This window comes from Salmonella sp. 3C (assembly GCF_025426275.1).
Classification (GTDB): Bacteria; Pseudomonadota; Gammaproteobacteria; order Enterobacterales; family Enterobacteriaceae; genus Salmonella; species Salmonella enterica.
Genome location: NZ_CP104858.1, coordinates 4,227,440 through 4,248,723 on the forward strand (window position 1 = coordinate 4,227,440; position 21,284 = coordinate 4,248,723).

Annotated in this window: 17 protein-coding genes and 3 pseudogenes; 12 read left to right on the forward strand and 8 right to left on the reverse strand. The window is 49.7% G+C overall.

Annotated features, from left to right (window positions below; translation table 11 throughout):
• Together fdxH and fdnI are read left to right on the forward strand one after the other, a co-directional pair.
• Entirely contained in the window at positions 1 to 885 is an 885-nt protein-coding gene (gene fdxH, locus N7E69_RS20395) for a formate dehydrogenase subunit beta (protein ID WP_000061599.1), read from the forward strand.
• The gene (gene fdnI / locus N7E69_RS20400; protein ID WP_000045657.1) at positions 878 to 1,534 is read left to right on the forward strand and encodes a formate dehydrogenase-N subunit gamma; all 657 of its coding nucleotides are present in this window, start codon (positions 878 to 880) and stop codon (positions 1,532 to 1,534) included. Before fdxH ends, fdnI begins: the two co-directional genes overlap by 8 nt.
• A 90-nt stretch (positions 1,535 to 1,624) precedes the next feature.
• Here the strand turns inward: fdnI and adhP are convergent, their stop codons facing one another.
• From adhP to bdm, 4 genes are all read right to left on the reverse strand, one after another.
• Positions 1,625 to 2,635, reverse strand: coding sequence for an alcohol dehydrogenase AdhP (gene adhP, locus N7E69_RS20405; protein WP_000642447.1), 1,011 nt, complete (start codon positions 2,633 to 2,635; stop codon positions 1,625 to 1,627).
• A 281-nt stretch (positions 2,636 to 2,916) separates the two neighbouring features.
• Positions 2,917 to 4,614 (reverse strand): NAD-dependent malic enzyme, encoded by a 1,698-nt coding sequence (locus N7E69_RS20410; protein ID WP_000447951.1) that lies wholly within the window; start codon positions 4,612 to 4,614, stop codon positions 2,917 to 2,919.
• 176 nt (positions 4,615 to 4,790) lie between these two features.
• The gene (sra, locus tag N7E69_RS20415; RefSeq protein ID WP_000841559.1) at positions 4,791 to 4,934 is read right to left on the reverse strand and encodes a stationary-phase-induced ribosome-associated protein; all 144 of its coding nucleotides are present in this window, start codon (positions 4,932 to 4,934) and stop codon (positions 4,791 to 4,793) included.
• A gap of 94 nt (positions 4,935 to 5,028) precedes the next feature.
• Positions 5,029 to 5,244 (reverse strand): biofilm-dependent modulation protein, encoded by a 216-nt coding sequence (gene bdm / locus N7E69_RS20420; RefSeq protein WP_000495700.1) that lies wholly within the window; start codon positions 5,242 to 5,244, stop codon positions 5,029 to 5,031.
• 512 nt (positions 5,245 to 5,756) lie between these two features.
• On the opposite strand from bdm, the gene N7E69_RS20425 reads away from it, so the two are divergent.
• The 6 genes from N7E69_RS20425 (at position 5,757) to glgX (ending at position 14,365) form a co-directional block, all read left to right on the forward strand.
• Positions 5,757 to 6,188, forward strand: coding sequence for an OsmC family protein (locus N7E69_RS20425; RefSeq protein ID WP_000152297.1), 432 nt, complete (start codon positions 5,757 to 5,759; stop codon positions 6,186 to 6,188).
• Between the two features lie 349 nt (positions 6,189 to 6,537).
• Positions 6,538 to 6,867 carry an acid-activated periplasmic chaperone HdeB gene (hdeB, locus tag N7E69_RS20430; protein WP_001032161.1) on the forward strand — a complete coding sequence of 110 codons (330 nt, stop codon included), beginning with the start codon at positions 6,538 to 6,540 and terminating at the stop codon, positions 6,865 to 6,867.
• 142 nt (positions 6,868 to 7,009) lie between these two features.
• Complete coding sequence (locus N7E69_RS20435) at positions 7,010 to 7,795, forward strand: OBAP family protein (protein WP_000698598.1); 786 nt, start codon at positions 7,010 to 7,012, stop codon at positions 7,793 to 7,795.
• A gap of 128 nt (positions 7,796 to 7,923) precedes the next feature.
• Positions 7,924 to 9,708 carry a malto-oligosyltrehalose trehalohydrolase gene (gene treZ / locus N7E69_RS20440; RefSeq protein WP_000095548.1) on the forward strand — a complete coding sequence of 595 codons (1,785 nt, stop codon included), beginning with the start codon at positions 7,924 to 7,926 and terminating at the stop codon, positions 9,706 to 9,708.
• Positions 9,705 to 12,233: a malto-oligosyltrehalose synthase gene (gene treY, locus N7E69_RS20445; RefSeq protein ID WP_000613139.1), complete on the forward strand. Its 2,529-nt coding sequence runs from the start codon at positions 9,705 to 9,707 to the stop codon at positions 12,231 to 12,233. Before treZ ends, treY begins: the two co-directional genes overlap by 4 nt.
• Positions 12,234 to 12,289: 56 nt before the next feature.
• Positions 12,290 to 14,365 carry a glycogen debranching protein GlgX gene (glgX, locus tag N7E69_RS20450; protein ID WP_000210596.1) on the forward strand — a complete coding sequence of 692 codons (2,076 nt, stop codon included), beginning with the start codon at positions 12,290 to 12,292 and terminating at the stop codon, positions 14,363 to 14,365.
• Between the two features lie 112 nt (positions 14,366 to 14,477).
• On the opposite strand, the gene N7E69_RS20455 is transcribed toward glgX, so the two are convergent.
• From N7E69_RS20455 to N7E69_RS20470, 4 genes and pseudogenes are all read right to left on the reverse strand, one after another.
• Positions 14,478 to 15,623, reverse strand: coding sequence for a MalY/PatB family protein (locus N7E69_RS20455; protein ID WP_052318721.1), 1,146 nt, complete (start codon positions 15,621 to 15,623; stop codon positions 14,478 to 14,480).
• 17 nt (positions 15,624 to 15,640) lie between these two features.
• Positions 15,641 to 15,826: pseudogene (locus tag N7E69_RS20460) on the reverse strand (LacI family DNA-binding transcriptional regulator); the annotation flags it as partial.
• Positions 15,827 to 16,122: 296 nt separating this feature from the next.
• Positions 16,123 to 16,245, reverse strand: a complete 123-nt coding sequence (locus N7E69_RS20465) for a hypothetical protein (protein ID WP_254888761.1) — start codon at positions 16,243 to 16,245, stop codon at positions 16,123 to 16,125.
• A 381-nt stretch (positions 16,246 to 16,626) separates the two neighbouring features.
• Positions 16,627 to 16,827: pseudogene (locus N7E69_RS20470) on the reverse strand (DUF1493 family protein); the annotation flags it as partial.
• A 24-nt stretch (positions 16,828 to 16,851) separates the two neighbouring features.
• Here N7E69_RS20470 and N7E69_RS20475 point away from each other — a divergent pair.
• The 4 genes and pseudogenes from N7E69_RS20475 to N7E69_RS20490 all read left to right on the forward strand — a co-directional run.
• Positions 16,852 to 17,184, forward strand: a pseudogene (locus N7E69_RS20475) (MFS transporter); the annotation flags it as partial.
• Positions 17,185 to 17,253: 69 nt separating this feature from the next.
• On the forward strand, positions 17,254 to 18,810 hold the full coding sequence (locus N7E69_RS20480) for a PhoPQ-activated pathogenicity-related family protein (RefSeq protein ID WP_000476916.1): 1,557 nt from the start codon (positions 17,254 to 17,256) through the stop codon (positions 18,808 to 18,810).
• Positions 18,811 to 18,986: 176 nt separating this feature from the next.
• Positions 18,987 to 20,273, forward strand: coding sequence for an MFS transporter (locus N7E69_RS20485; RefSeq protein WP_000824240.1), 1,287 nt, complete (start codon positions 18,987 to 18,989; stop codon positions 20,271 to 20,273).
• Entirely contained in the window at positions 20,248 to 21,273 is a 1,026-nt protein-coding gene (locus N7E69_RS20490; protein WP_000864924.1) for a zinc-binding alcohol dehydrogenase family protein, read from the forward strand. Before N7E69_RS20485 ends, N7E69_RS20490 begins: the two co-directional genes overlap by 26 nt.
• Positions 21,274 to 21,284: the final 11 nt, after the last annotated feature.

Here is a 21,284-nt window from a genome sequence, read left to right on the forward strand (position 1 = left end):
ATGTCTATGGAAACGCAGGACATTATTAAACGGTCCGCAACAAACGCCATCACGCCGCCTCCGCAGGCGCGTGATTACAAAGCCGAAGTCGCGAAACTGATCGACGTCTCCTCCTGTGTCGGCTGTAAAGCCTGCCAGGTAGCCTGTTCTGAATGGAACGATATTCGCGATAACGTTGGTCATTGTGTCGGGGTGTACGATAACCCTGCCGATCTCAGCGCCAAGTCCTGGACGGTGATGCGCTTTACCGAAACCGAGCAGAACGGCAAGCTGGAGTGGCTGATTCGTAAAGATGGTTGTATGCACTGTGAAGATCCAGGCTGTCTTAAAGCCTGTCCATCTGCCGGGGCTATCATCCAGTACGCGAACGGGATTGTTGACTTTCAATCTGAACACTGTATCGGCTGTGGTTACTGTATCGCCGGGTGTCCGTTTAATATTCCGCGCCTCAACAAAGAGGACAACCGCGTTTATAAATGTACGCTCTGCGTCGATCGCGTCAGCGTGGGCCAGGAACCGGCCTGCGTCAAAACTTGTCCGACCGGGGCTATTCACTTCGGCACCAAAAAAGAGATGCTGGAACTGGGCGAGCAACGCGTGGAGAAGTTAAAAGCGCGTGGCTTTGAACATGCCGGTATCTACAACCCGCAGGGCGTCGGCGGCACGCACGTCATGTATGTGCTGCACCATGCCAATCAGCCGGAGTTGTACCACGGCTTGCCGAAAGATCCGCAGATCGATACCTCAATCAATCTGTGGAAAGGGGCGCTAAAACCGCTGGCCGCAGCGGGCTTTATCGCCACTTTCGCCGGTCTGATTTACCACTACATCGGTATTGGCCCGAATAAAGAAACGGACGACGATGAGGAGGATCATCATGAGTAAGTCGAAAATGATTGTGCGCACGAAATTTGTCGACCGCGCCTGTCACTGGACGGTGGTGATCTGCTTCTTCCTGGTAGCGCTGTCGGGAATTTCGTTTTTCTTCCCGACGCTACAATGGTTGACGCAAACTTTCGGCACGCCGCAGATGGGACGTATTTTGCACCCGTTCTTCGGTATTGCCATCTTCATCGCGCTGATGTTTATGTTCGTGCGTTTCGTCCACCACAACATCCCGGATAAAAAAGATATTCCGTGGCTGAAAAATATTGTCGAAGTATTGAAAGGCAATGAGCATAAGGTGGCGGATGTCGGCAAATACAATGCCGGACAGAAGATGATGTTCTGGTCCATTATGAGCATGATTTTTGTGCTGCTGGTGACTGGCGTGATTATCTGGCGTCCGTATTTCGCGCAGTATTTCCCCATGCAGGTGGTGCGTTATAGCCTGTTAATTCATGCGGCGGCGGGCATTATTTTAATGCACGCGATCCTCATCCATATGTATATGGCATTTTGGGTGAAAGGCTCGATTAAAGGCATGATCGAAGGGAAGGTCAGCCGTCGCTGGGCGAAGAAACATCATCCACGCTGGTATCGTGAAATCGAGAAGGCGGAAGCAAAAAAAGAGAGCGAAGAAGGTATTCAGTAATTCTTTCGCAATCTGATAAACAAGGCGCTATCCTGGTAGCGCCTTGTTTTCATCTGCTGTCTGTATACTCAGACGACCACAGCAAATCGTTTAACGACGGAAATCGATGACCATACGGCCACGAATTTGCCCTTGTTCCATCTCTTTAAAAATAACGTTGATATCTTCAAGCGGACGTAAAGCGACTTTTGGCACGACTTTTCCTTCCGCCGCGAACTGGAAGGCTTCGGTCAGATCCTGGCGTGTCCCCACCAACGAACCGACAACCTGAATGCCATCCAGCACCAGGCGAGGGATATCAAGGTTCATGGCTTCTGGCGGCAGCCCGACTGCCACCACGCGACCTCCGGCGCGAACGGCATCTACTGCGGAATTAAACGCCGCCTTAGCGACCGCGGTAACCACCGCTGCGTGCGCGCCACCGGTTTTTTCCTGCACAATTTTAGCCGCATCTTCCGTACGTGAATTAATGGTCAGATCTGCGCCCATTTCCTCGGCCAGTTTCAGTTGTCCATCATTGACATCAATGGCGATCACTTTCGCATTGAAAACGTTTTTCGCGTACTGCAAGGCCAGATTACCCAGACCGCCCAGACCGTAGATGGCAATCCACTGGCCAGGTTTAATATGAGAAATCTTCACCGCTTTATACGTGGTAACGCCCGCGCAGGTAATACTACTTGCCGCCGCAGAGTCCAGACCTTCCGGTACTTTCACCGCATAATCCGCGACGACAATACACTCTTCGGCCATGCCGCCATCTACCGTGTAACCGGCATTTTTCACGTTGCGGCATAAGGTTTCATTGCCCGTATTGCAATACTCACAGTGTCCGCATCCTTCATAAAACCACGCGACACTCGCGCGATCGCCGGGTTTCAGCGAGGTGACACCAGGACCGACTTCCGCCACGACGCCAATGCCTTCGTGTCCCAGAATGACGCCGGTTTTGTCACCGAAATCGCCGTTTTTCACGTGTAGATCGGTATGGCATACGCCGCAGCACTCCATTTTTAGCAAAGCTTCACCGTGGCGAAGGGGACGCAGCGTTTTCTCAGTAACATCAACCTGATGATCTTGTGTGACAACAGCAGCTTTCATAACCTTCTCCTTTTATTAATAGTGAACTGCATAGCAGGTAATAGCAGGTAAGGTGCTATTACCTCTTTAGGATTAATATTTCTGATGAGTTATGCAAGGCGGCAGAAATACAATGTAATAGTTTAGCCAGGATTATCCTGATAAATCCCCGTTCAATACATAAAGGTGGCTAATATTAGTAGCTTGACAAATAAGCAGGGAAAGGAATTCAGGTGTGTCGACAGACTCACTAAAACTAAAGAAGAAAATGATATCCGGCGGCATTCACCGCCGGGTACGTATTAAATGGAAGTCCGACGGTAGTCGCGGTATTCCGGTTTCCAGAAGTTATCGTCAATCGCCTGTTGCAGCGCTTCCGCAGAGGTTTTCACCGCTACGCCTTGTTGCTGCGCCATTTTACCTACGGCAAAAGCGATAGCGCGCGACACGACCTGGATGTCTTTAAGCGCTGGTAACACTAATCCTTCGCCGTTATTGACCAGCGGAGAATGTTTCGCCAGCGTCTCACTGGCTGACATCAGCATTTCATCAGTAATGCGCGATGCGCCGGAAGCGATAACCCCCAGACCGATGCCGGGGAAAATATAGGCGTTATTACATTGTGCGATCGGATAAATCTTATCTTTCCAGATGACCGGCGAGAATGGACTGCCGGTTGCCACCAGCGCGTTGCCTTCCGTCCAGGCGATAATGTCCTGTGGCGTGGCCTCCACGCGAGAGGTGGGATTAGAGAGCGGCATGACGATCGGGCGAGGGCAATGCTTATGCATCTCGCGGATGATCTCTTCAGTAAAGAGCCCGGTCTGGCCGGAAACCCCGATCAGGATATCCGGCTTCACGTTACGCACCACATCCAGCAGCGACAGCACGTCATTTTCGGTATCCCAGTGCTGGAGATTGTCGCATTTCTGCACCAGTTTTGCCTGGAACGGCAATAAATTAGGCATCCGGTCCGTCAACAGGCCGAAGCGATCGACCATAAAAACGTTCTGTCGAGCGGCATCTTCGCTTAAACCTTCACGCTGAGTCTGCGCGATGATTTGTTCAGCAATCCCACATCCGGCAGAACCCGCGCCGAGGAAAACGATTTTCTGCTCGCTAAGCTGACTGCCGGCAGCGCGGCTGGCGGCGATCAACGTACCGACGGTCACGGCTGCGGTGCCCTGAATATCATCGTTAAAGGAGCAAATCTCATCACGATAGCGCGTCAACAGCGGCATTGCGTTTTTCTGCGCGAAATCTTCAAACTGTAGCAGGATATCTGGCCAGCGCTGCTTAACGGCCTGAATAAACTCATCGACAAACGCATAATACTCATCGTCGGTAATGCGCGGATGACGCCAGCCCATGTAAAGCGGATCGTTGAGTAACTGTTGATTGTTGGTGCCGACATCCAGCACAACGGGAAGGGTATAGGCCGGACTAATGCCGCCGCAGGCGGTGTATAATGACAGCTTACCGATAGGGATCCCCATCCCGCCGATGCCCTGATCGCCAAGCCCCAGAATCCGCTCGCCATCCGTCACCACAATAACTTTAATGTTGTGGTTAGGCACATTCTGCAAAATGTCGTCCATATTGTGACGGTTCGGATAAGAGATAAATACGCCGCGCGCCCGGCGATAAATCTCAGAGAAGCGCTCACAGGCCGCGCCCACGGTCGGGGTATAGATAACCGGCATCATCTCTTCAAGATGGTTTTGCACCAGTCGATAAAAGAGCGTTTCGTTGGTATCCTGGATGTTACGCAGGTAAATATGCTTATCGATTTCTGTTTTAAACCCCTGATACTGGAGCCAGGCGCGTTCGGCCTGTTCTTCAATCGACTCGACGACCTCTGGCAGCAGCCCTGACAAATTGAAGTTGCGGCGCTCTTCTACGCTAAAAGCGCTGCCTTTGTTTAACAGGGGGAATTCCAGCAATACAGGGCCAGCGTAAGGGATATAAAGGGAACGTGCTTTCTTGGTTATAGTTTCCATGTTACTCACTCTTTTTCGAATAACTGTCCCTGGCACCGTCGTTTATCATCATATATTGCCTTCCACCAGGGAACCGACCCTGAGTATAAAGCATTGTGAGACGTTAAGGTCATTCCTATAAACAAAAACACCATTGCAGATGCAATGGTGTTTAACGTCATTTCAGGACTGTACGATTACTTTTGGCTGTCGGCGCGGCGCTTTCTGCCGGTTGGGTTATTCACCACGCTGCTGGTGTCGCCTTCAGTAACAACCTTACGCTGGTTGGAAATTCTGTAATCCAGTCCAAGTATATGACGAGCCTGACGGTTCGATTTCATGTTAACTCCTCAATCCTGTTGCTAGTTTTAAGGACAAATTCGCTTACGCGAAAGAAACGTAACCCCTAAGGTTGCCGATACAGCATAGCAGGTTTTACAGAGTCGGGTGCTGCCCGCTTACCACATAGTTGATGGTCTGCTGGTAGATGTCACTGAGGATGTCATTGTCGGAAGCCTCAACCCATTTGGTCAGCTCCATTAAAATATCATCTTCAGTGACAACGCCTAACTCCGCGCGTAATCCTTGTTCAATCGCGTTGACCAAGGCCGGTTGTGCTGCTGAGGTATTTGCTGAGTGATAAGTAAACATATAATGCCTCCGTGAACATGTATTTATTTAGTACGGCTCGCAGAAAATTAATTCGTATTCAGCATGGCAAATATTTTTGCGGCTGTGGTTAAGATTAGTCCTGGAGTTATTTTAACGCAAGGCGGAACTCTAATTGTTTACCCCTGAAGAAAATATATTACGTTTGCCAATTACATATCCTCATACAAATAGTGGTCAATTAATATACATTTAAAAGGCTACTTATTGTGATTTTTATCCTTTATTACAATGTGATAGGATAAATCTCAATATACATATAAAATATACATAATGGAATACGCCTCCAGAAGAAAAAGTAAGGACAAAAGGAGGGATATATTCTTTAAAGAAAGGGAGCCCTGTTGGTTTAATATTCATCACTGAAAAAGCATACAACTATTTTCTATATCTGAAGTGCGGGTAATCGACAACATGCTACCTCCATCGGCATGGACAACGCAGATTAGCAGCATGGTCTATACTTTATTTTTTGAGCCAACAGGAGAGCAAAAATGACAATCCATAAGAAAGGTCAGGCACACTGGGAAGGCGACATCAAACGGGGTAAAGGTACTGTATCAACAGAAAGCGGCGTGCTTAATCAACAACCGTATGGATTCAATACCCGGTTCGAAGGCGCGCAGGGAACCAACCCGGAAGAGTTAATTGGCGCCGCACATGCGGCCTGTTTCTCCATGGCGCTATCACTCATGCTGGGAGAGGCTGGATTTACGCCGACATCCATTGACACCACCGCTGACGTATCGCTTGATAAGGTGGAGGCGGGCTTCGCCATTACCAAAATTGCGCTACAAAGCAAAGTCGCGGTAGCAGATATTGATGCTTCAACTTTCGATCAAATCATCCAGAAAGCAAAAGCCGGGTGCCCGGTATCGCAGGTTCTGAATGCGGAAATCACCCTCGACTACCAGCTTAACGCCTGATAACCTCTCCAGCCCGGTAACGATGGGTTGATCGGGCTGATGAATATACTTTCAGACGGAGGGCTTGCTCCCGGTCTATCTGAGATCCTGCCGTATTTCTATCACCTCAACGCGCCGTAGACCACGTCTGCGGCTATTGTCGTGGCCTACTTTTTCGCCTTAAAATCTGCTCGCCATGTTGCTTTATTCATCAAACATCAAAATCAGTCAACGTAAATATCAATAATAGCCATATCACGGAGGGTGATCTTTATTCCTGAGAGAGGAGGGGTATTATTTTCTGTGTTCTACATTAACGGGTTAACGCGCAGATGTAGAGGTTATTTATATAATTATTGGAGCAACAACAATGAATAAATTCTCCCTTGCTACAGCAGGTATTATCGTGGCAGCGCTGGTAACCAGTGTTAGCGTGAATGCGGCAACAGATACTACTAAAACAAACGTTACGCCTAAAGGTATGAGCTGCCAGGAGTTTGTTGACCTCAATCCGCAGACGATGGCGCCAGTCGCTTTCTGGGTGCTGAATGAAGATGAAGATTTTAAAGGCGGGGACTACGTAGATTTCCAGGAAACTGAGACGACAGCAGTGCCGCTAGCCGTTGAGCTTTGTAAGAAAAACCCGCAGAGTGAATTAAGCAAAATAAAAGACGAAATCAAGAAAGAACTCTCAAAATAAGAGTAAACTGATATCAAAACCCAGCCTGTGTGTCGGGTTTTACTATTTGTGACACCGTCACAAATAACATCTTCCATTTCTTCTACCAATCACGTGGTATTGCACTATTTTCATTAGAGCCCTTTCACTATATGGAGACCTAATGAAAATTTTACCGCTGGCACTCTTTATCATTCCTTTTCTGGCCGGATGCGGCGCCAATAATACGCCGCCGCAAACGCCTATTCCCGGGGAAAAAACCTCTGCCAAATTACGTACCCTGGAAACAGGCGCGGCGGCTATTCAATCCAGACCACCTGTCGATGCCATCAGTACCTACCTTGACGGGTTCCATTTTTATAGCGGTGATAAAAACGGACAGATGGAAGCGCACCATTACGTTACCGTCCTGAACGAAGATGTCATGCAGGCGGTGATTTACGACGGCAATACGAAAAACGCGCGCCTGATGGGGGTGGAGTACATTATCAGCGAACGTTTATTTAAAACGCTTCCTCCCGAGGAGAAAAAACTGTGGCACAGCCACCAGTACGAGGTGAAATCCGGTAGCCTGGTGGCGCCTGGCTTACCGCAGGTCGCTGATAAAGCGTTGATGAGTAAGATTGTTAATACTTATGGCAAGACCTGGCACACCTGGCATACCGACCGGGATAAAACCCTGCCAATGGGTATCCCTGCGCTGATGATGGGCTTTACTGGCGACGGGCAGCTTGACCCCGCGCTGCTGGCCGATCGGGATCGCCGTCTGGGAATTGATACCCAGGCCATTAAACGCGAGCGGCAGGATCTGCCTGAACATCCCGTTGTTAAGGGGGCTAACGCCTGGGAGCAGGGGGAGGTTATCCAGCTACAGCGTGTTCAGGGCTCTGGCGAACACGGGCGAGGCGATACCGCGCACTTCGGTACATCTGAGCAATCCCGACAATAATTCCACGGTTTTACACGCAGATAGGAAAAAGAATGCCTGTTAAGTGACAGTGTCACGTAAAGATTAGCCCCATAGTCTATGCTTGTTCTTCGGATGTTGTAGAGGTTATGGGTTAAACGGAGCGACAAATGAGTTCAAAAATTTTTTGCAAAAGCTGGGGGGCTGAATATATCGCCGCTGATGTTGTCCGCTTTCGTCTTTGGGCCACCGGTCAGCAAAAGGTTATGCTCAGGCTTGCGGGTAAAGACCAGGAAATGCAGGCGAGCGGTGACGGCTGGTTTACGCTGGACGTCTCCGGGGTGACGCCAGGTACGGAGTATAACTTTGTACTCAACGATGGCATGGTGGTCCCCGATCCGGCTTCCCGCGCCCAAAAAACTGACGTCAACGGTCCGTCATATGTGGTTGATCCAGGCAGCTACACGTGGCGCAACACCGGGTGGAAAGGTAGCCGTTGGGAGCAGGCCGTGGTGTATGAGATGCATACAGGCACGTTCACTCCGGAAGGCACCTTCCGCGCCGCAATAGCGAAGCTGCCTTATCTCGCTGAACTCGGCGTTACCGTTATTGAAGTGATGCCCGTTGCGCAATTTGGCGGCGAGCGTGGCTGGGGCTATGACGGCGTACTGCTTTACGCGCCGCATTCTGCCTATGGGACGCCGGATGATTTCAAGGCGTTTATTGACGCCGCGCATGGGTATGGTCTTTCCGTCGTCCTGGATATTGTGCTGAACCATTTCGGCCCGGAGGGAAATTATTTACCGCTATTGGCGCCGGCGTTTTTCCACAAAGAGCGCATGACGCCGTGGGGAAATGGTATCGCCTATGATGTCGACGCCGTGCGGCGCTATATCATCGAGGCGCCGTTATACTGGCTGACAGAATACCATCTCGACGGCTTACGCTTTGACGCTATCGATCAGATTGAGGACAGTAGCGCCAGGCATGTGCTGGTTGAAATCGCACAACGTATTCGGGAAGACATTACCGACAGACCCATTCATCTGACTACCGAAGATAGCCGCAATATTATTTCTCTGCATCCCCGTGATCAGGATGGCAATGCGCCGCTGTTTACCGCCGAATGGAATGACGATTTTCATAATGCCGTCCACGTTTTTGCGACCGGAGAGACCCAGGCCTACTACAACGATTTTGCTGATACCCCGGAAAAACACCTCGCGAGAGCGCTGGCCGAAGGATTCGCTTATCAGGGAGAAATTTCCCCCCAAACCGGCGAACCTCGCGGCGTAAAAAGTACCGGACAACCTCCGGTCGCCTTTGTGGATTTTATTCAGAACCACGATCAGGTCGGTAACCGCGCCCAGGGCGACAGACTGATAACCCTGGCGGGCGCTGAACGAACAAAAGTATTGCTCGCCACGTTGCTGCTTTCACCGCATATTCCGCTGCTTTTTATGGGCGAAGAGTATGGCGAAAGCCGTCCTTTTCTTTTTTTTACCGATTTCCATGGGGATTTAGCCCGCGCCGTTCGTGAAGGTCGCGCAAAAGAGTTTGCCGATCATGCAGGGGAAAATGTTCCGGACCCGAATGCGCCAGAGACCTTTCAACGCTCAAAACTTAACTGGAAGCAACAGCACAGTGAAGAGGGTAAAGCGTGGCTGGCATTTACCCGCGAACTACTGCTTTTGCGCCAGAAGCATATCGTGCCGCTGTTGTCCGCTGCCCGTGAGAGCTCAGGAACGGTATTGCAAACCGCGCCCGGGTTTATTGCCGTTAGCTGGCGTTTTCCGGGAGGAACGCTGTCACTGGCGCTGAATATTAGCGCCACGACGGTATTGCTGCCCGATTTACCGGGTAAGACCCTCTTCGCCTGGCCGAATGAATCCACCGGGTCGCTTTCCCAACATTCTCTTATTGTCCGCTTAGCCCAGGGAGAGTCTGCATCATGATCCCAACTGCAACGTATCGTCTTCAGTTTCGTAATGGCATGACCTTCGATCGCGCTGCGGCGCTGGTGCCTTACCTTAAAAATCTGGGTATCAGCCATCTTTATGCCTCACCCATCTTTACCGCCACCAAAGCGTCAACGCATGGTTATGATGTCACCGATGCGAATGAGATTGAGCCTTCTATTGGCGGGCGCGAAGGATTTGAAAGACTGGTGGCCGAACTTAAAGCGCAAGGTCTGGGATTGATCATCGATATTGTGCCTAATCACATGGCCAGCTCGCTGGAAAACGCCTGGTGGCGCGACGTGCTTGAATATGGCAAGGAGAGCCGTTACGCGCGCCATTTCGATATTGACTGGTCGCGCCGACTGACGCTGCCTTTTTTAGGCGACACGTTTGACGCCGTGCTGGAAAACGGAGAAATTGCGATCAAGCCCGATCCCGCTACGGGTAAACCCGCGTTCGCCTATTATGATAACTATTATCCGCTTGCGCCGGCGACGTGGCAGGGGCGCGAGGCCGAAATACTGGCGCTTACCGATAAAGCCGCTATTGCTGATTTGCATGAGCGCCAGCCGTGGAAATTAATGTCCTGGCGCGATGCCGCTCGCTCGCTTTCATATCGGCGTTTCTTTGAGGTCACAGGGCTGGTAGGAATGCGGGTGGAAGATAAAACCGTCTTCGACGATACACATCGGCTGATTCTGGAGCTGGTCAGAACGGGGGCGGTTGACGGTTTACGTATCGATCATATCGACGGACTTGCCGATCCGAAAGCCTATCTTGCGCGTTTACGTCAGGAAGTGGGGCCGGCGTGCTATATCACCGTGGAAAAAATTCTCGCTAAAGGCGAGCAACTTCCTGATGACTGGCCGGTTTCCGGCACCACAGGCTATGAATTTATCGCCTCGCTGGCGGAGGTGCTGGTTGACGATGAGCAGATAGACAATCTGCGCCAGGCTTACGAGACCGTTAAAGGCGCGCCAGTGGATATGCGGGCGGAATTACGGGCGGCTAAATTGCTGATGGTCGATCGCAATTTCGAGGGGGAATTTACCCGGCTGCTCGCGCTTGCGCTGTCGATTGCCAGCGAGCTACAGATCGCACAGGAAGAGAGCATCGTTCGGCAGGCGTTACGCGAGTTATTAATTGCCTTTCCCGTATATCGCACTTACGGCACGGCAGAAGGGCTACCGCCGACCGATATTTGCCTGTTACACCGTATTGTGGAACGGGTAAAGACGCTTGAAAATCCTCCGCAGCCAGAAGCGCTTACATTTCTGAGCCGTCTTCTTACTGGCGATGTTCCCGCCTCCAGCCAGGAGGAGGCGACACAGTTTCGCGTTCGGTTCCAGCAACTCACCGGTCCGCTGATGGCGAAATCGGTAGAGGATACGCTTTTCTTTCGTCAAAACATGGGACTGGCGTTAAATGAAGTCGGCGCCGAGCCCGTCACGCATCACTTCTCCATCGAACGCTTTCACCATGAGATGAAAACCCGACAGGCGCGACAGCCTGATGCGTTATCCGGTACGTCGACCCACGATACCAAGCGAGGCGAGGATGCGCGAGCACGCCTGTATACGCTTACCGAAGCGCCGGAACAGTGGAGCGAATGCCTTGCCCGCTGGCGGCAGATGAACCAGACCCATGTCAAATTTTTGAATGATGGCACTGCGCCAAAATCGGCGGATACGTGGATGTTATATCAGGCGCTGACCGGCGTCTGGCCCCCGATGCTACAACCACAGGACGAAACAGGTTTAAACGCGCTGAAAATACGCTTTGAAGCCTTTGTGGAGAAAGCGCTACGCGAAGCGAAGCTACGTACCGATTGGGTGGACAGTAATGAGGCTTACGAAACGGCAATGCTTGATTACGCCCGTTATTTACTGGCGCCGGATAATCAGACATTTTTGCAGGATTTTTATCGTTCCTTGCAACCCTTCATCCGCGCAGGGCTGGTTAACAGCCTGACGCAGACCGTTATCAAGTTAACCGCGCCGGGAGTACCTGATATCTATCAGGGAAGCGAGGCGTTGAATTTTAGTCTTGTCGATCCCGACAACCGCCGCGAACCGGATTTCGCCACGCTGGCGCAGCAGTTAGACCAACTAACGCCGGGAGTTTTCTCGCGCGAAGAGAGTTGGCTGAACGGGCAGGTGAATCAGTATGTCACCGCCGCCTTACTGCGTTTGCGTCAGCAGAATCATGAGCTCTTCCGTTTTGGCGACTATATACCGCTGCGGGCTGTTGGTCAGCGTGCCGACAAGGTCATCGCTTACGCCAGAGTCAATCATGATGATGCGCTGATTGTTGTTGCGCCCCGACTGGTGTTCGCCGAATGTGACGGCTTATTGTCACAATCGCATAGCGGTTTCTGGTCAGGAACCGACATTATTATACCCGGACAGCTTAATCAGCATCGTTATCGCAATGTGCTTACCCAGGAGAGGTTAATGCCTGGTGAACGCCTGTCGTTGGCCTCACACCAGGGCGGCGTACTGGTTTTAATGAGCGACTGAGTTTATGTGTTGATGTGCCGTGACAGGACAACGTTTACCGTGGGTGGAGAAAGAGAATGACAACAAACAGGGCTTTTGAAATCAGATCAGGATACAGCCATACGCTTGGCGCAAATTATGACGGCGAAGGCGTGAATTTCGCTATTTTTTCCGCCCATGCGGAACGCGTCGAGCTTTGTCTTTACGATCCGAGCGGGGAGCATGAAATCGCTCGTCTGGAGTTACCGGAATATACCGACGAAATATGGCACGGCTATGTCCCGAAGTTGCAGCCCGGCGCGCTGTATGGGTACCGCGTTTACGGTCCTTATGACCCGGAAAATGGTCATCGTTTTAACCCCAACAAGCTGCTTATTGACCCTTATGCCCGTGAGCTGGTGGGCGATATTCAGTGGAACGATGCGCATTTCGCGTATCAATTACTTCATGACGATAAAGATTTGACCTTTGATGACCAGGATAGCGCGCCATTTACGCCTAAATGCCGGGTGATTGATCCGGCTGAGGCGAATTGGGAGGATAGACAACGGCCTTCCATACCGTGGTCGAACGCCATTATTTATGAAACGCATGTAAAAGGCTTTACCCAGCTTAATTCCGCGATCCCTGAGCCTCTACGCGGTACGTTTGAGGGCATGGGACATAAAGCCAGCGTGGATTACATTAAAAGTCTGGGTATTACCTCCGTCGAGCTTTTACCCGTTCACTGGTTCCCGGACGATCAGCATCTGCTCGATAAAGGACTGAAAAATTTCTGGGGATACAACTCGCTGGGCTTTTTTGCGCCGGCGACGCGCTACTATGGTCCAAAAGGTATTCAGGGATTCCGCGATATGGTGCGCGCTTTCCATGATGCCGGCGTCGAAGTGATACTGGACGTGGTCTATAACCATACGGCAGAAGGGAATGAGCTTGGCCCCACGCTGTCATTTAAAGGTATCGATAACTTCTCTTACTATCGCACCATGCCCGATCAGCATCGCTATTACATTAACGATACAGGGACAGGTAATACCGTCAATACCTCTCATCCACGGGTACTGCAAATGGTGATGGATTCCCTTCGCTATTGGGCGGAGTCAATGCATGTCGACGGCTTTCGTTTTGATTTGGGCACCATTCTTGGTCGTGAGCCGGAAGGCTTTGATCAGAGAGGCGGTTTTTTTGATGCGGTAACGCAAGACCCGGTGCTGGCAAAACTGAAACTGATTGGCGAACCCTGGGATATCGGACCGGGCGGCTATCAGGTTGGCGGCTTTCCACCAGGGTGGGGCGAATGGAATGATAAATACCGCGATACGGTACGCGAATATTGGAAAGGTGACAACGTCACAAATGATTTCGCCGCACGCCTGCTGGGTTCCGGCGATCTCTATGATTTGCGCGGCCGTCGCCCCTGGTCAAGCGTTAACTTTATTACTGCCCATGACGGCTTCACGCTGAACGATCTGGTGTCTTATAACGACAAACATAATGAAGCCAATGGCGAAGATAATAATGACGGGCATAATGATAACCGCTCCTGTAACTATGGCGCAGAAGGGCCAACCGACGACGAGGGCATCAATGCGATACGCGAGCGACAGAAACGTAATTTCCTGACCACCTTGCTTTTCTCGCACGGCACGCCGATGTTATTAGCGGGCGATGAGTTTGGCCGCAGTCAGATGGGCAATAATAATGGCTACTGTCAGGACAGTGAAATATCGTGGGTCCACTGGGATAATTTGCCGGAAACCGCCAATGCGCTACGGGAGTTTACCCGTCATCTGATTCAACTGCGCGCCACGCAACCGCTGCTGCGCCGGGAAAGCTGGCGTGACGGTCTGGAGATCCGCTGGTTTAACGCCGGCGGAGGGGCGCAGCAATCCGAACAATGGGATGAGGGATCGACCATAGGCGTATGCATTAGTCGTCCCGATCTTCAGCCGGAAGCGGGGATCTGGCATGACGCCTTACTGCTTTTCAATCCGTTTGAAGGCAGCGTACCGTTCCGTATTCCGATGTGGGGAGAAGGCGGCTGGGTACTTGAACTGACGACTGCCGATAACGCGCAGCAGGGAATACGGATTACCGAAGAAATGGATTTCGATCTGGCCGGGCGCAGTATCGTGTTATTCAGACGCCCCTGATAGTGAAACCGCGCTCCGGACCCAACCGGCCTTGATGGCCGGTTTTTTACTGGCGCTCAGGCGATATCATGCCGCAGAAATAACACCGGTGTCAGTTTACCGCCCGAAAAATTCATCCGCCTGTTGGTATTCCTTTGATTGTCTTCACCGATATTCGCTTCAGGCCGTCTATTGCCATTTCAAGGTAGGTACGTGGACATCCCAGATTTAAACGGATAAATCCGCTGCCCGCCGGGCCAAAGCCGCTGCCCATTGAAGGAGCAATACCCGCGACATCCGCCATTACCCATTTTAGCTGTTCGTCATCCAGTCCCAGTTTTTTACAATCCATCCATAATAAATAGGTTCCCTGCGCCGGGACAATTCTTGCCCAGGGAAGGTGCTCTGTCGCCTGTTCAACAAACCAGCGGCGGTTTTCCGCCAGGTAATCCAGTAGCGAATCCAGCCACTGTCTGCTTTCATTCCATGCGGTAGTCGCCGCCTGAACGGAGAGGGCGTTAAAGACGTCCAGCCCATGAGCGTCCAGACGAGACAGGAATCGCTGGCGAAGCGTAGGATCGGGAATGAGAAAATTAGAAATTCGCAACGACGATAAGCCAAACGTTTTGCTGGCCGCAGTGGCGGAGATGACCCGTTTATGCCAGCGCTCCCCTAAATGCAGTACCGAGGTAAAGGTTTCGCCGGGCAGCAATAGATCGGCCCATATTTCATCCGAGATGAGAGTGACATCATAAGCTTCACATAATAAAAGCAGTTGCTCCAGCTCGTTGGCCGACCAGCAACGCCCGGTTGGATTATGTGGATTACACAAAATCATCAGCGGAGGGCGCTCATGGCGAAACAGCCTTTCCAGTTGGCAAAAATCCATCTGGTAGCCGTCGTCCGGCGACTCGCTAAGGGGATTCTCCAGCAGTTTTCTACCATTAAGCGTGATTATTTTGGCGAAGGAGCCATAGTATGGTCCCTGTACCACTACGCCGTCGCCTGGATGCGTCAACATTTGCACTAAGAGCGCCAACCCTGGTACGACGCCTTCCACGCTGCATACCCATTCCTGTTTTAACGTAAGCTGGTGGCGTGACGAAAACCAGTGAAGCAGGGCGTTAAAATAGGCCTCATCACGTTCGCTATAGCCAAATACGCCGTGCTCGATTCGCTGATGCAATGCCGCCTGAACCTCAGGCGGGCAGGCAAAATCGAAATCAGAAACCCACATCGGCAGCAGTTTCCCAGCGCCGTCGCCAAAGTGACGCTCAATAAAATCCCACTTTACCGAACCATATCGCCGCTACGTTTCGCCAGCGCGATAGCGGCGGCATTCCGGCGATAATTGAGATCGCGCATGGCTTTCTCTACACGTTCGCGCGTGACGGGTTCAACCCACGCGGTCTGGTTAATGACGCGTGATACAGTCGCGGTTGATACACCGGCCATGGATGCAACATCCTTTATTGTCGCCATGTTAAGCTCATATTTGTTCGTTTAAAGGGTATCAAAGCCATTGATTATCATGTTACGTGGAAATCAGTGCAATCACTGCGGCGCAGCCTGAATTTATAAACATTTTTAAAATCATCTTAAATCCTGGTAACTGCAAATTTTAGTAGCTACCGATTTTCCAGTGTATTGTCAGTATCATAACGACCTGGGTGCCGTCGAAAAATATCGTGCTGATTATAGGAGTAAAAAACATGGCCGCGTATGACATCGAAAAGGACATCGGGCCGCGGGTTCAGATTATCCAGGAGATACACGAATTAATTCTGGCGGGTGAAATGGAAGTCGCCAAAAGGATGCTGCGCACGCTGATTAAAGTCACGTTCGCTTATCCTGCGATTTTTGACGAGGTTCGGCAGGAATGCCAAATCAACAATGCGCATGTTGTCGCCGGATGTGGATCCGGGTATCAAAGCGTTTATAGCCGTTGTCAGAGCTGCAGAACATCAGTCAGAAAAAGCAGCGGACCAGGGTAAAACCCACTGAGCCAAAAACCTGCGCGACGAACCGGTCACAGTGGCCGGTTTTTTTATGCCTGCGTGGCGTGTGCTGCGTGAAATCGTGTGCAGGATAAGCGGGTGCAAATCAACAGAATTCGCGCAGCGTCACGGCAGGGAAGGGATCAAACTTATGGGCCAGAAGTTTTTTGACATACACGAATCCAGCCGCTTTAACATGTCTTTTAAATGTTCTGGTGAATTTAACATAATATAAATTATGCGCACCATAATGGCGGAAGGCGAAAAGCAGCCCCCCAGCGTGAATCAGTCATACAACCAGCGACCAGCCCTGGCAGACGCAATGAGCATACCTATAGTGAAATCCGCCACCTGAGGAATATCGTTTTTGCGAAACGGATTAAGCAAATGCTTTAGCGGTGGTTCTGGCGGATAGTATGTTGTGATCGAGAAACTCCCTCTATCTACATTAAATGTCGTAAAAAAATCATCCATCAATGCCAGTGATACAGACTGGTCTACAGCGTCGAATTTCTCACTGCGGGTATCGCCACGACCATACCTGTGCTTGTTTTTGCTATCGTTTGTATTAGCATCGCTGATGCGCTAGCCAAACCCACTTATCTTGCCGCCTTGTCCGTCCATGTATCGCCTGCCCGACAAGGTATCGTCATCGGAACGGCGCAGGCATTAATCGCAATCGCTGATTTTATATCCCCCGTATTGGGCGGATTTGTCCTGGGTTATGCTCTGTATGGCGTCTGGATCGGTATAGCTATCTCTGTCGCCATTATTGGTCTGGTGACGGCAATGATTTACCTTTCAAAAAGTTCAGTGCTAATAGTGAAACCAGAAACAGAATAATGTGACAACGTCACAAACATTATTGTTCCCTTCTTCCCTTATTTATCAAAAGTATTGTACTTATATTGAATGTTTAAGAGGTATTTATGGAAATTATGCTGGCTGGCATTTGCCCTTGTAAAGCGCGGGGAAAGCATGAAAAAAACATATCTCGTTGTTATCGTACTGTTTTTCATTTCTACAAAAGTTTATACACTACTTCATAACAACATCTTCTTTTGTCGAAACAGCCCGGAGTGTGATTTGTCTCATGTTCTCCCCGACTACCGGGAGCAGATTTCAGGCACACCGCTAAAATATACCTTGATTAATACAGCTCCATTAGCACAGGTGGTAGTCAGACACTATGAATTATTATCGCAACACTGGTCGCCAGATGACATGGTAACCCCTGCGCAATGGCGACATAACGTTGATATTTATATCCCTGAAACGGCAAAAGAGCACCATGCTTTGGTGGTTGTAAACAACGGAATTAATTATGATAAAGGCGTACAAATCACTGGTAAACCCGGTGATTTCCCCCAGGAAACACTGGCAAGCATCTCCCGTGATACGAATACCATCGTAATATCAGTGAGTGATATACCTAACCAATATTTAACCTTTCAGGATGATAAAAAACCACTGAAAGAGGACGAGAGCGTTTCCCGAAGCTGGGCATTATTTATGGAAGCGCCGGAGAAACGTGAGTTAATGCCTTTAAATATTCCTATGGTCACTGCCCTATCGCAAGCGATGAGATTAGCAAAAAAGGAGTTAACGCAATGGAATATAAATTCCTTTATCATTACAGGTATTTCAAAGCGTGGGTGGACCACCTGGTTGTCAGCTATCGCCGATCCTGATGTTGAAGCAATTGTTCCCTTCGCCATTGATCTACTTGATATTGATGCTTCACTTGAGCATATTTATCAATCATACGGTGGAAATTGGCCCATTACATTCTACCCCTACTACCAGCAAGGCATAGATGAGAAAATAAAATCCCCCACATTTACCCAACTAAGGCAAATAATAGATCCGTTAAGATATCTCAATACTATTTATCAACCCCGACTTGCAATACCGAAATATATTATTAATGCAAGTGGCGATGATTTTTTCGTACCAGACAACACTCGCTTTTATTATAGCAAACTTCCTGGCGTAAAATCATTACGTATAGTGCCTAATATGAACCACTACTCAATTAACCAGTTCGCTGAAGAAAGCCTCGTTCCTTTTATTAATAGGTTTCAAAGTAAAAAAACATTACCACAGTTGATCGGCCTTATTCACCACCATCTTCTTACGGTCTATTTCTCAGAAGCGCCGGTAAAAGTCGTTCGCTGGACAGCTAACAATCCAAATGCGCGTGATTTTCGTTATGCCTGTGGCATCCGCTATAAGCCGCTTACAATAGATATTCCCGCCAACAATAAGATCAGTATTACGTTAAATGAACCGAAGACAGGTTGGGAAGCTACCTATATCGAAGCCACTTTTAATGATGGCTATGTCGCCACGAGTCAGGTTTATATTACGCCCGATGAAAAATACCCACAGACAGCACCACCTTCCGTTAACGCCGCATGTCAAACGTTACCGGGGCGTGGATTAGGGGAAAACGATAGCCCCGATTGAATTTTCAAGTAATTGTCTGATTTTAAATAATTTTATCCATCACGCTTGCGATGGATAAAAATCCTCTGCGATAAATTTTTGTTATATTGATCACGTTCTAACCACAAGAGAGGTGATTTGAAAATAACCTTAAAATATTGTGGTCAGGCCGCTAGACCACAATAAGAGGATTAATCATGAAAAGAAAAACAATGGGATGGCTTATCGTTTTTCTTCTATTTATAGTTTACATGCTCAACTATATGGATCGTTCAGCATTGTCGATAACTGCCCCCTTGATCGAAAAGGAGTTAGGATTTAACGCCGCGGAGATGGGGATGATCTTCAGCGCGTTTTTTATCGGATACGCCCTGTTTAATTTTATTGGTGGCTGGGCCAGCGATAAAGTTGGGCCAAAAACGGTTTTTCTCATCGCAGCGTTACTATGGTCTGTATTTTGTGGCTTAACTGGTTTGGTCACCGGATTGTGGACAATGCTTATCGTGCGCGTTCTTTTCGGTATGGCTGAAGGACCGGTCAGCGCTGCCGGAAATAAAATCATCAATAACTGGATTTCCCGAAAGGAGTCTGCCACGGCGATCGGAATTTTTAGCGCCGGTTCCCCGCTCGGCGGCGCGGTGTCCGGGCCGATAGTGGGCCTGCTGGCGTTATCCTTAGGCTGGCGCCCCGCATTTGGCATTATTTTCTTATTTGGCCTGGTCTGGGTACTACTGTGGTACTTTATCGTTAGCGATAAGCCAACAATGAGTAAACGCCTGGCGCCGGAAGAACGCATTGATTTTGAAAATCATGAGGACGTTATTTTATCTGATGATGGCCGGGCTACGCCTTCACTCGGCTATTACATGAAACAACCAATGGTATGGGCGACAACTCTGGCTTTTTTCAGCTACAACTATATTCTTTTTTTCTTCCTGACCTGGTTCCCAAGTTACCTGAACCATTCGTTACATCTCGATATTAAAGAAATTAGTATCGCCACGGTAATTCCCTGGGTCATCGGCGCCATTGGTATGGTACTCGGCGGCGTCTGTTCTGATGTAATTTATCGGATTACCGGTAATGCTCTGCTCTCACGTCGACTTATTCTGGGCGTATGTCTGGCAGGCGCGGCGGTATGTGTTGCCGTTTCCGGTACCGTTAGCACTATTGGTAGCGCAATTACGCTCATGTCAGTTTCACTCTTCCTGCTCTATTTAACAGGCCCAATTTATTGGGCGGTTATTCAGGATGTTGTTCATAAAGATAAGGTAGGGAGCGTCGGAGGAGCCATGCATGGCCTGGCTAATATATCCGGTATTATCGGTCCGCTTGTCACCGGTTTTATCGTTCAATTTAGCGGTAAATATGACTATGCGTTCTATCTGGCTGGTGCTATCGCTATCGTTTCAAGCCTGTTGGTCTTCGTGTTTGTAAAAAGTAAAGGATTCAAAGCCAATGAAAGTCAAAGCTGTGTTCATTAATAAGCCTGGTGAAGTTGAAACCCGCTGGGTGGATTATCCCCATAAGAAAGAAAATGAAGTATTAATTAAGGTTGATGCTGCAGGCATTTGCGGATCGGATATCGGGGCTTTTCGTGGAACGAACCCACTGGTTACTTACCCAAGAATTATTGGGCATGAAGTGACCGGAATTGTTCTTCAGGAAGGCGCCGGAATGCCGGACAATATTAAAGAAGGTGACCGCGTAATTGTTGACCCCTATATTTATTGTGGTCACTGCTACCCTTGCTCTGTCGGCAGAACTAATTGTTGTGAAAATTTAAACGTCATTGGCGTGCATGTCGATGGCGCAATGCAGGAGGTGGTTACTCATCCCGCACATTTAATTCATAAAATACCAGATAATGTGCCTTCTGAAATGGCGCCGCTGGCAGAACCGCTGACCATCGCTCTGCACGCGCTGCATCGGGCAAACGTTAAGGCTGGGGAATATGTTGCCATCATCGGCGCGGGGGCCATTGGTCTTATGGCGGCATTAAGCGCGCGTCATTACAAGGCAACGCCTATTCTGATCGATATTGTGGAAGAAAGGCTACGCTATGCGCAAAAGCTTGGCGTTCCTTATGTGCTGAACGCCGCTGACGATCAGGTTATCGACGCTATTAAAAATATCACCCACGGCACCATGGCGCAGGTCGTGATAGAAGCTTCCGGCGCAAATAGCGCTATTCGAAATACGCTTGATTTAGCATCGTTTGCTGGTCGTATTTCGTTTACCGGATGGCCAAAACAGGAAACGTCGCTGCCGACGAACCTGATCACCTATAAAGAACTGGATTTACGCGGTTCCCGCACCAGTGCCGGTGAATTTGATGAGGCATTACGCATGCTGTCAACGCTGGAGATTAATCCGCAAGATGTTGTCAGTAAGGTCGTCAATCTTGATGAGATCCCTGATGCAGTTAAAGAACTTGATCGCTATCCGGAGCGCTACTTAAAGATTAATGCTGTTTTCCATTGATTTACGGCGAG